This window comes from Cellulomonas hominis, assembly GCF_005239125.1.
GTDB classification, from domain to species: Bacteria; Actinomycetota; Actinomycetes; order Actinomycetales; family Cellulomonadaceae; genus Cellulomonas; species Cellulomonas hominis_A.
The window spans coordinates 1-11,388 of record NZ_SZYE01000130.1; the positions used below are offsets into that span (position 1 = coordinate 1).

The 11,388-nt window shown below is 74.0% G+C and carries 10 protein-coding genes; all 10 read right to left on the reverse strand.

What is annotated here, in order from left to right; translation table 11 throughout:
* On the reverse strand, positions 1–677 hold a 677-nt coding region (locus tag FA014_RS14095), incomplete at its 3' end, for an RDD family protein (protein WP_195969296.1).
* 31 nt (positions 678–708) lie between these two features.
* On the reverse strand, positions 709–1,716 hold the full coding sequence (locus FA014_RS14100) for a polyprenyl synthetase family protein (protein WP_154730295.1): 1,008 nt from the start codon (positions 1,714–1,716) through the stop codon (positions 709–711).
* A gap of 91 nt (positions 1,717–1,807) precedes the next feature.
* On the reverse strand, positions 1,808–3,607 hold the full coding sequence (gene nuoN, locus FA014_RS14105; protein ID WP_154730296.1) for an NADH-quinone oxidoreductase subunit NuoN: 1,800 nt from the start codon (positions 3,605–3,607) through the stop codon (positions 1,808–1,810).
* Positions 3,604–5,220 (reverse strand): NADH-quinone oxidoreductase subunit M, encoded by a 1,617-nt coding sequence (locus FA014_RS14110; RefSeq protein ID WP_154730297.1) that lies wholly within the window; start codon positions 5,218–5,220, stop codon positions 3,604–3,606. The genes nuoN and FA014_RS14110 overlap by 4 nt, the downstream gene beginning before the upstream one ends.
* Positions 5,221–5,230: 10 nt before the next feature.
* A complete protein-coding gene (gene nuoL / locus FA014_RS14115; RefSeq protein WP_419178402.1) occupies positions 5,231–7,150 on the reverse strand; it encodes an NADH-quinone oxidoreductase subunit L in 1,920 nt (639 codons plus the stop codon).
* A 7-nt stretch (positions 7,151–7,157) separates the two neighbouring features.
* Entirely contained in the window at positions 7,158–7,457 is a 300-nt protein-coding gene (gene nuoK / locus FA014_RS14120; protein WP_154730298.1) for an NADH-quinone oxidoreductase subunit NuoK, read from the reverse strand.
* Positions 7,454–8,371, reverse strand: coding sequence for an NADH-quinone oxidoreductase subunit J (locus tag FA014_RS14125; RefSeq protein ID WP_154730299.1), 918 nt, complete (start codon positions 8,369–8,371; stop codon positions 7,454–7,456). The genes nuoK and FA014_RS14125 overlap by 4 nt, the downstream gene beginning before the upstream one ends.
* Positions 8,368–9,120 carry an NADH-quinone oxidoreductase subunit NuoI gene (gene nuoI, locus FA014_RS14130; RefSeq protein WP_154730300.1) on the reverse strand — a complete coding sequence of 251 codons (753 nt, stop codon included), beginning with the start codon at positions 9,118–9,120 and terminating at the stop codon, positions 8,368–8,370. The genes FA014_RS14125 and nuoI overlap by 4 nt, the downstream gene beginning before the upstream one ends.
* On the reverse strand, positions 9,113–10,534 hold the full coding sequence (gene nuoH / locus FA014_RS14135; protein ID WP_419178403.1) for an NADH-quinone oxidoreductase subunit NuoH: 1,422 nt from the start codon (positions 10,532–10,534) through the stop codon (positions 9,113–9,115). Before nuoH ends, nuoI begins: the two co-directional genes overlap by 8 nt.
* Positions 10,531–11,388: molybdopterin dinucleotide binding domain-containing protein (locus tag FA014_RS14140; RefSeq protein ID WP_154730301.1), on the reverse strand; the 858-nt coding region annotated here is incomplete at its 5' end. The genes nuoH and FA014_RS14140, both read right to left, overlap by 4 nt.

The window sequence follows — 11,388 nt, forward strand, 5'->3', positions numbered from 1 at the left end:
GTCGGGGCCGTGCGACCGGCGTCCGGGGCGGGGGCCGCAGCGGCGGGCGGCGCCGGGTCCGGGTCGTCGCGGCGGGGCGCGCGGGCGCGGAGCACCAGGGTGCCCGCGGCCTTGTCGTGCCACCCGCGCTGCTCCGGCCCCTCGTCCCAGGCGCCCGACCCGGCGACGACGTACACACCGATGCCTCCGAGCAGCACACCCGCCGCCTGCACGACGCTCCGCACGAGCACGGCCCACAGGCCCGGGGCGCGGCCGGTGCGGGCCGAGACGGTGCGGGTGCCGAGCAGCGCGCCGCCGGCGGTGCGACCGCCGAACGCCTCCGCGAACCACTGGCCGGCGGCGAGCAGCAGCAGGAGCAGCCCGGGGACGAGCAGGGCCCCGAGCGAGCCGTCCGTGCGCTCCGCACGCAGCGTCGGCAGCACGGCCAGCAGGCCCGCACCGCCGACGAGCACGGCCAGCGCCTGGTCGACCAGCAGCGCGACGAGCCGCCGCCACACGGGCGCGACGGCGTCGTCCACGTCGGCGCCGAGCGACCAGACCGCGGGCGCCGCACCCGCGCCCGCGGCGAGCACGCGCGCCCCGCAGGAGCCGCAGAACGCCGCCCCCGGCTCCAGCACCGCGCCGCACGCGGCGCACACCGCGGCCCCGGCCGCGGTCGGACCGACCGGCGTGCTCATCCCGCTCCCCCCGAAGCCGTCGCGGTGCGGGTCAGGACGCCCGGTCGACCAGGGCGTCCGCGAACGACACGAACGAGTCCTTCACCGGCCCGTCCGGCAGCGGCGCGAGCAGGTCGACGGCCTCGGACACGAGCCTGGTGGCCCGCTCCCGGGTCTCGCGGACCACGTCGTGCGCGCGCAGGTCGGCGAGCACCTGGGCGAGCACGGCGTCGTCGGACAGGTCGCCGTCGAGGCGCGCGACGAGGGCGGCGTCGGCCGGGTCGGCGCCGGTCGCTGCGCGCTCCCGGAGGAGCAGCACCGGCATGGTCGGCACCTGCTCGCGCAGGTCGGTGCCGGGGGTCTTGCCGGAGACGTCGCCCTCGGACGTGAGGTCGAGGACGTCGTCGGCGAGCTGGAAGGCCACGCCGATCCGCTCGCCGAACGCGGCGACGGTCTCGACCGCCTCGGGCGACGCCCCGCCGTACATGGCGCCGAGCCGCGCGGACGTGGCGATGAGCGAGGCGGTCTTGTCGGCGAGCACGTGCAGGTAGTGCTGCACGGCGTCGTCGTCCGCGCCGGGGCCGGTGGACTCGTGCAGCTGGCCGAGGCACAGCCGCTCGAAGGTGCCGGCCTGGATGATGACGGCCTCGGGTCCGAGGTGCGCGACGGTGCGGGACGCGCGCGCGAACAGCAGGTCCCCGACGAGGATCGCGACGTTGTTGCCCCAGACCTCGTGGGCCGCGGGCGCGCCGCGGCGCAGCGGCGCGGAGTCCATGACGTCGTCGTGGTACAGCGAGGCGAGGTGGGTCAGCTCGACCACGACGGCGGCGTCCAGGACCTCGTCCGCGGCCGCGGTCGCACCGAGCTCCGCGGCCAGCAGCGTCAGCAGCGGGCGCAGGCGCTTGCCCCCGGCGTTCGCCAGGTGGTGCGCCGCGTCGTCGACGAGCGGGTCGGCGTACGCGACGGCGGTCCGCAGGCGCTCCTCGACCAGGTCGAGGCGGCCCGCGATGCGCTCGGCGAGCGCGGGATCGGCGAGCGGCAGGGTGGTCGGGGAAGTCACGGGACGAACCTATCTGGCCGGGCGGGCCGGGGCAGAACCGACGCGGCCGTGCACCCGGCCACCAGGTGGTCGGGTGCACGGCCGCGTGCGGTCAGGGCAGGAGCTGGGCGACGCCCGCGACGGCGTCCAGGACCGGGCCCGGCAGCACGCCGAGCAGCACGGTCAGCACGGCGCAGGCGCCGATGGCGACGACGGCGAACCCCTGCGACGCGACGACGACGGCACCCGGGCGGGCCTCGTCGTCGGCGTCGTCGCGCGGGCCGCCGTGCGGGCTGGTGAAGAACATCAGCACGATGATCCGCACGTAGAAGAACGCGGCCGCGGCGGAGGCCAGGACGCCGACGACGGCCAGCGGCCAGGCGCCGCCCTCGACGGCGGCGGAGAACACCGCGAACTTCCCGGTGAAGCCGGCCGTCAGCGGGATGCCCGCGAAGGACAGCAGGAACAGCGCGAACGTGGTGGCGAGCACCGGGTTCGTGCGCCCGAGGCCGGCCCACTGGGACAGGTGCGTGGCCTCGCCGAGAATCGGGCCCTCGGCCTCGACCGGCGGCTCCTCGCCGTCGGCCCCGGCGACCGCGGGACGGTCGACGCCGTCCCCGGCCACGGTCCCGGCCACGGTCCCGGCGACGTCCGCGGTCGACCCGGCCGACGCACCCGCGCCCGCCGACGACCCCGCGGCCGCCAGCGCCGGCACCCGCGCACCGGCCGCGTCCACCGCGCCGGCCGCGCCGGATCGCACCGCCCCGCGCTCCCGCACGAGGGACACGATCCCGAACGCGCCCACCGTCGCCGCGCCGTACGCGAGCAGGTAGAACAGCACGGCCGTGATCCCGGACTGCACGAGCGCGACCACGCCGGTGAGCACGAAGCCCGCGTGCGCGATCGACGAGTACGCCAGGACCCGCTTGATGTCGGTCTGCACCAGCGCGACGACCGTGCCGACCACCATCGTGGCGATCGCGACGGTCCACATCACCGGTTCGAGGTCCCAGCGCAGGTCGGGGACCACCGTGTAGAACACCCGGACGAGCGCGCCGAACGCGGCGACCTTGGTGCAGGCGGCCATGAACCCGGTGATCGGGGTCGGCGCGCCCTGGTAGACGTCCGGGGTCCAGGAGTGGAACGGCACCGCGCCGACCTTGAACAGCAGGCCGGCGAGCACCAGCAGCGACCCGGCGAGCAGCAGCCCGTCCATGCCGGTGACGGTGCGGACGGCCTCGGCGATCTCGGCGTACCGGAGCGACCCGGAGAACCCGTAGAGCAGCGCGATGCCGAACAGCAGCAGCGCGGAGGCGAACGAGCCCAGCAGGAAGTACTTCATGGACGCCTCCTGGCTGAGCAGGCGGCGCCGGCGGGACAGCCCGGTCAGCAGGTAGAGCGGCAGCGACAGCACCTCGAGCGCGACGAACAGCGTCAGCAGGTCGCCCGTCGCCGGGAAGATCAGCATGCCGCCGGTCGCGAACAGCACGAGCGGGTAGACCTCGGTCTGCTCGAGGCCCGCGGCGCGCGCCGCCTCCTCGTAGCCGGAGCCGGGCACCGCGGCGCCCTGCGGCGCGAACGCGTCCTCGCCGGTGGCGGTGCGGTCGGCGATCACCAGCACGGCCAGCAGCGCGAGCACGGCGGTGGTGGCCCACAGGACCAGCGTCGGGCCGTCGACGAGCAGCGACCCGCCGAGGACGTCGGTGCCGCCGGTGTCCGAGACGCCGTTCCAGAGCGCGGCCACCGCGACGACGGCGGCCGCCAGCGCGGTCAGGGTGAGGGTCAGCTGGACGACGCGGCGCACGCGGCGCGGCACGAGGGCCTCGACCAGGACGCCGACCACGGCGGCGCCGAGGACGATGAGCACCGGCGTGAGCTGGGCCCACGCGATGTCGGGCACGGTGAAGCTCACTGCTCGCTCCCCTCGGAGTCGCCGTCGACGGCGATCGGCATCTCGACCGCGGGCGGCTCGCCGCCCACGTGCTCGATGGTCTGCGCGGCGGGCTCGTCGACCAGGCGCAGCGCGGGCGCCGGGTAGAAGCCGAGCACCAGCATGATCGCGATGAGCGGGCCCACGACCCACCGCTCACGACCGCCGATGTCCCGGGTGCCGGCGAGGTCGCCGCGCACCGGGCCCGTGAAGAGGCGCTGGTAGGTCCACAGGACGTAGACCGCGGCGAGCACCACGCCGAGGGTCGCGACGACCGCCGCGGCCCGGTTGGTGCCGAACGACCCGACCAGGACCAGGAACTCGGAGACGAAGGTCGACAGGCCGGGCAGCGAGAGCGCGGACAGGCCGGTGACCAGGAAGACGCCGGCCAGCACCGGGGTGACCTTCTGCAGGCCGCCGAAGTCCTCGATCCGGGCGGAGCCGCGGCGGGCCGCGAGGAACCCGACCAGCAGGAACAGCGCGCCGGTCGAGAGCCCGTGGTTGACCATGTAGAAGGACGACCCGGCGATCGAGGTCGACGTGAAGGCGAAGATGCCGAGCACGATGAACCCGAAGTGCGACACCGAGGTGTACGCCACGAGCCGGAACAGGTCCTGCTGCCCGATGGCGAGCAGCGCCCCGTAGAGGATCGAGACGACGGCGAGCGCGATGATCACGGGCGCCGCCCAGCGGGACGCCTCCGGGAACAGCGGCAGGCAGAGCGTGAGCATCCCGAACGTGCCGACCTTGTCCAGCACGCCGACCAGCAGCGTGGAGGTCCCGGCGGGCGCCTGCTCGGCGGCGTCGGGCAGCCAGGTGTGCACCGGGAACATCGGGGCCTTGATCGCGAACGCGACGAAGAACGCGAGGAACAGCCAGCGCTCCGTCCCGACCGGCAGGTCCAGCCCGGTGAGGTTGTCGGTCAGGAACCCCTGCGGACCCCCCGGCCCCTGGAGGTAGAGCGCGATGACGCCGGCCAGCATGATGAGCCCGCCCGCGAGCGAGAACAGCAGGAACTTCACGGCCGCGTACCGCCGCTGCGGGCCGCCGAACGCGCCGATCATGAAGTAGACCGGGATCAGCATGGCCTCGAACAGCACGTAGAACAGGAACACGTCCCGGGCGGCGAACACCGCGACCATGAACGCGGTCAGCACCAGGACGAGCGCCAGGTAGTGCCGGAGCCGCTCGGTCGGCAGCGCGCCGGAGCCCTGCTCCCGCCAGGCGGCGAGGATCACGACCGGCACGAGCACGATCGACAGCAGCACCAGCGCGAGGCCGACGCCGTCGACGCCGACCGCGTACGAGACGCCGAGCTGCGAGATCCAGGCGTGGGTCTCGGACAGCTGGTGCACGCGGGCGGCGCCGGTGTCGAAGGCGAGCAGCGCGCCGACGCCGAGGGCGACCTCGACGAGCGAGACGGCGAGGGCGATCTGCCGGGTGTACCGCCGGGGACCGGCGGTGACGACGTCGGCGTCGGCCGCGCCGGTGCGCGCGCCCCGCGGCAGCAGCCACAGGACGAGCGCGCCGACCAGCGGCCACACGATGAGGAGGGTCAGCCACGGCACGTCCGTGGTGGCGACGGAGGACGACATCGACTTCCCCTCAGATCCGAGGTGCCAGGACGACGACGGCCAGCACGACGAGGCCGAGCAGCATCGTGGCGGCGTACTGGCGGGCGTAGCCCGTCTGCAGCTTGCGCACGAGCTCCCCGATCCCGACCGTGAGGCGGCCGAGCCCGGTGAACGTCCCGTCGACGGCGGTGCGGTCGCCGTAGACGAGCGAGCGGGTCAGGTGACGGCCGGGCTCGACCAGCACGGCGTCGTTGACGGCGTCCTGGTAGAGGTCGACCCGGGCCGCGCGGGTGAGCACGGACCCTTCCGGCGCCGTCTCCGGCACCGGCAGCGAGGCGTACTGCCGCCACGCGAGCACGAGGCCGACCGCGACGGCCAGCAGCGTGACGACCTGGATGACCAGGACGGGCAGCACGGGCTCGTGGTGCTCCACGTGGCCGGTGACCGGCTCGAGCCAGGTGGTGAACCCGCCGCCGAGCTGGAGCACGAAGCCGAGGCCGACGGAGCCGATCGCGAGCACGACCATCGGGATGGTCATGAGCGCGGGCGACTCGTGCGGGTGCGGCTCGTGGCCCTCGGCGTCCTTGGTCCAGCGCTTCTTCCCGTGGAAGGTCATGAAGAACAGCCGCGACATGTAGAACGCGGTGATCCCGGCGCCGATCAGCGCGACCGCGCCGAACAGCCAGGCCCGCCACTCGCCGGCGCCCTCGGGCACCACGAACGCGGACTCGATGATCTTGTCCTTCGACCAGAAGCCGGAGAACGGCGGGACGCCGAGGATCGCCAGCCAGCCGAGGCCGAACGTCACCCAGGTGACCACCATGTACTTGCGGAGTGCCCCGAACCGGCGCATGTCGGTCTGGTCGTCCATGCCGTGCATGACGGACCCGGCGCCCAGGAACATGCCGGCCTTGAAGAAGCCGTGGGTCACCAGGTGGAAGATCGCGAACGCGTACCCGACCGGGCCGAGGCCCGCGGCGAGCACCATGTAGCCGATCTGGGACATCGTCGACGCGGCGAGCGCCTTCTTGATGTCGTCCTTCGCGCAGCCGACGACCGCCCCGAACACCAGGGTGATCGCGCCGACGATCGTGACGACGAGCTGCGCGGTGGGGGCGCCCTCGAACACCGGCGCGGACCGGACGATCAGGTAGACGCCGGCGGTGACCATGGTCGCCGCGTGGATGAGCGCGGACACCGGGGTCGGGCCGGCCATCGCGTCCCCGAGCCAGGACTGGAGCGGGAACTGCGCCGACTTGCCGCAGGCCGCGAGCAGCAGCATGAGGCCCGTCGCGGTGAGCGTCGCGGTGGACGCCAACCCGCCGTCGATGCCGGCGGAGACCGACGCGAAGTCGACCGAGCCGAACGTCGCGAACATGAGCATGAGCGCGACCAGCAGGCCGATGTCGCCGATGCGGTTGGCCACGAACGCCTTCTTGGCGGCGACCGCGTACGGGGTGTGGTGGTTCCAGAACCCGATGAGCAGGTACGACGCGAGGCCGACGCCCTCCCAGCCGACGAACAGCAGCAGGTACGAGTCCGCGAGGACCAGGATCAGCATCGCCGCGATGAACAGGTTCAGGTAGGCGAAGAACCGGCGCCTCGCGGCGTCGTGCGCCATGTACGCGACCGAGTACAGGTGGATCAGCGAGCCGACGAACGTCACCAGCAGGACGAAGGTGAGGGACAGCGGGTCGACGAGCAGCCCGGCCGACAGGTCGAACCGCCCGGCGGAGATCCAGTCGAACAGGTGCACCTGGATCGACCGGTCGTCCGCGGGCCGGCCCAGGAGCTCGACCAGCAGCAGCGCGCCCACGACGAACGCCGCGGTCGAGGCCAGCAGGCCCAGCCAGTGGCCCCAGCGGTCGGAGCGCCGCCCGAGCAGCAGCAGCACCGCCGCGCTCGCCAGCGGCACCGCCACCAGCAGCGGGGCGAGGGTGTTCACGTCCACGGTCCCCTCAGCTCTTCAGCAGGTTGATGTCGTCGACCGAGGCCGACCGGCGGGTGCGGAAGATCGACACGATGATCGCCAGGCCGACGACCACCTCCGCCGCGGCCACGACCATGACGAAGAACGCCATGACCTGGCCGGTCAGGTCGCCGTGCAGCCGGGAGAACGTCACCAGCGCGAGGTTGGTCGCGTTGAGCATGAGCTCGACGCCCATGAACACGATGATCGCGTTGCGGCGCAGCAGCACCGTCGCGGCGCCGATCGAGAACAGGATCCCGGAGAGCACCAGGTAGTTCGTGAGGGTCACCGCTCGGTCTCCGTCCGGGTCGAGCCGCCGCCGAGGTCGATGTCGGCCGTCGGGCCGGTGGTGGTCCCGGGTGGCGCGGCGGCCGGCCGCGGGTCGTCCTCGACGGCCCCGAGGGCCGCGTCGACCCGCGCGTCCGTCACGGCCGCGCCGCGCTCGGCGAGCACCGCCGTGACGGCGCGGCGGTAGGTGTCCGCGCGGAACTCGGCGGTGCCGGCCTCCTGGCCGCGGATCCGCAGCACGCGGGGCACGGACTCGTCGATCGGGTTGCCGTCGGGGTCGAGCGCGGGGACGTCCATCGCGTTGTGCCGCGCGTACACGCCCGGGGCGGGCAGCGGGGTGAGCCGGGCGCCGGCCGCGACGCGGGCCGCGGCGCGCTCGGGCTGCTTGACCAGCGGCTTGAGGCGCTGCCGGTGGGTGAGCACCAGCGCGCCGAGGGCGGCGGTCACCAGCAGGGCGCCGACGACCTCGAGGCCGAACACGTGCTGGCCGAAGATGATCCGCGCGACACCGGTCGGGTTGCCGGGGGCGTTGGCCTCCGCGAGCCCGACGGCGTCGGGGTAGGTCGCGCGGCCGACGACGCCGACCAGCACCACGCCCAGGCCGAGCGCGGCGAGCCAGCCGACCCAGCGCTGCGCCTTCAGCGTCTCGACCAGCGAGTCGGACGCGTCGACGCCGACCAGCATGAGCACGAACAGGAACAGCATCATGACGGCGCCGGTGTAGACGACCACCTGGACGACACCGAGGAACGGCGCCTCCTGGGCGACGTACAGGAACGCCAGCGAGATCATCACGGTGATGACGCACAGCGCGGCGTGCACCGCCTTGCGCGCGAACAGCAGGCCGGACGCGGCGAGCACCATGATCGGCGCCAGCACCCAGAACAGGACCGTCTCGGCGGTCGACGGGGTCATCGGGGCTCCCGCCCGACCGGTGCGGGCGCCTCGGCGGACCGGGTCGCCGGCGCGGAGCCGGCCCGGCGGCGGGCGGCGTCCAGCGTCGGGTCGTCGGGCCGCTGCTCCGCGACCCAGTCGACCTGCGCCGGCGTGGGGCCGGTGACCTCGCCGCGGTAGTACTCGGTGTCCGTCGTGCCCTCGACCATCGGGTGCGGGGCGGCGAGCATGCCCTCGGCCAGCGGCGCGAGCAGGTCCTGCTTCTCGTAGATCAGGCCCTCGCGGGTCGGGCCCGCCAGCTCGAAGTCGTTGGTCATGGTCAGCGCGCGCGTCGGGCAGGCCTCGATGCACAGGCCGCAGAAGATGCAGCGGAGGTAGTTGATCTGGTAGACGCTGCCGAACCGCTCCCCGGGCGACATCTGCTGCTCGGGGGTGTTGTCCGACGCCTCGACGTAGATCGCGTCCGCGGGGCAGGCCCACGCGCACAGCTCGCAGCCGATGCACTTCTCCAGGCCGTCCGGGTACCGGTTGAGCTGGTGCCGGCCGTGGAACCGCGGCTTCACGGGCGCCGTCTCGAACGGGTACTGCTCGGTGACGGTCCGGCTGAAGAAGTTCTTGATCGTCACGCCGAACCCGGCGGCGGGCGCGAGCGCGTCGGCGACCGGGCTCCGCTTGGGGATCAGCGACTCGTACGGGCGGACCGTGGCGGGCCGGGCGACCTCGCCACCACCCGCCTTCCGCTCGACGGACTTGTCCGGCGTGTCAGCCACGCGGCACCTCCTGGGTGGGGGACTCGGGGGCGTCGCCGTCCGCGCCCTGGTGGCCCGACGCGGGTCCGCCGACGAGGGCGGGCGAGGCGGGCGCCGTGCCGGCGGCGGTCTCCCGCAGCCGGGCGCGGGGGGACGGCGGCAGGCTCTGCCCGGGCAGCGGCGGCACCGGGAAGCCGCCGGCGAAGGCGTCGAACGGCTCGTCCGACGGTGCGGCGGGCGCCGCGGCCTTCTTCTCCGGGATGAGGAACGACAGGGCGACGACGACGAGGATCGCGCCGCCGAGCCAGGGCAGCATGGCCATGACGTCCGCGCCGCCGAACTGGCGCACGCCCTGGACGACGGCGACGCAGACCAGCCAGACGAGCGCCGACGGGATCAGCACCTTCCAGCCGAACTTCATGAACTGGTCGTACCGGAACCGCAGCAGCGTGCCGCGGATCCACACGAACAGGAACATGAACAGCCAGACCTTGGCGACGAACCACAGCAGCGGCCACCAGCCGGTGTTGAGCACGCCGTCGCCGATCCAGGACAGGGGCCACGGGGCGCGCCAGCCGCCGAAGAACAGCGTGGTCGCGACGGCCGAGACGTTGAGCATGTTGATGTACTCGGCCAGGAAGAACCAGGCGAACTTCATCGAGGAGTACTCGGTGGTGTAGCCGCCGACCAGCTCGCCCTCGGCCTCGGGGAGGTCGAACGGCAGGCGGTTGGTCTCGCCGACCATCGAGATGACGTAGATGACGAACGCCGGCGCGAGCGGGATCAGCCACCAGACCGTGGTCTGCGAGGCCACGATCTCCGAGGTCGACATCGACCCGGCCAGGATGAACACGCTGACCAGCGACAGGCCCATCGCGAGCTCGTAGGAGATGACCTGCGCGGTGGACCGCACGGCGCCGAGCAGCGGGTAGGTCGAGTTGGACGACCAGCCGCCGAGCACGATGCCGTACACGCCGACCGAGGCGCAGGCGAGGATGTACAGGACCGCCACGGGGAAGTCGGTGAGCTGCAGCGGGGTCACCACGCCGAAGATCGACACCTCGGGGCCGAACGGGATGACCGCCATGGTGAGCAGCGAGCAGAACACCGCGATGAACGGCGCCACCAGGTAGACCAGCTTGTCGGCCGCCCGGACGGTCACGTCCTCCTTGAGCAGGAGCTTCATCGCGTCGGCGAGCGACTGGAACAGGCCGAACGGGCCGTGCACGTTCGGGCCCGGGCGCAGCTGCATCCGGCCGACGACGCGGCGCTCGAACCAGATGGCGATGAGCACGCTCAGCAGCAGGAACACCAGGATGCCGACCGCCTTGAGCAGCCAGACCCAGAACACGTCCTGGCTGAAGTCGGCCGCGCCGCCGTCCGCCGCGGCGGCGGGGAGCACGGTGGGCAGCACGGCCGCGAGGGTCGCGGTCACGCGGTCACCTCCTCGTCGGTGGCGGTGTCCTCGGCAGGCTCGGCGGCCCCCGCCGGCCCGACCCGGACCAGGTCGCCCGGCACGGCGCGCAGCGCGTCCCGGACCTGGCTGCCCGCCGAGGCGGTGGGCAGCCACACGACGTGGTCGGCCATGTCGGTGACCACCGCGGGCAGCGTGATCGACCCGGCGTCGGTGGCCACGGTGAGCAGCGCGCCGTCCGGCACCCCGGCGGCCGCGGCGGTCGCGGGCGACAGCCGGGCGACGGGCCGCTTGGCGGTGCCCGCCAGGAACGGCTCGCCGTCCTGCAGCCGGCCGGCGTCGAGCAGCTGGTGCCAGGACGCCAGGACCGCGTGCCCGGGGGCGACGGCCGGCGGCTCGGCGGCGGCGACGTCCGGGGCGGCGACGCGTGCGCCGTCCCACTCGCCGGTCAGCGGGTCGGCGTCCGCGTGCACCTCGGTGACGGTGCGCAGGCCCAGGGTCACGCCGAGCTCGTCGGCCAGCGCGTCGAGGACCCGGTGGTCGGGCATCGCGGTCGAGGTGAGCGCCTGCGGGAACGGCCGCACGCGGCCCTCCCAGGACACGAAGGTGCCGGGCCGCTCGACGGGCGGCGCGACCGGGAGCACGACGTCGGCCAGCGCGGTCACCTCGGAGGCGCGGACCTCGAGCGAGACGACGAAGCCCGCGGCGGCGAGCGCCGCACGGGCCGCCGCGGGGTCGGGCAGGTCGCGCACGTCCACGCCGCCGACCAGCAGGCCGCCGAGCGTGCCGGCCGCGGCCGCCGCGAGGATCGCGGTGGTGTCGCGGCCGGGCTCGGCGGGCAGGTGCTCGACGCCCCAGGCGGCGGCCACGTCCAC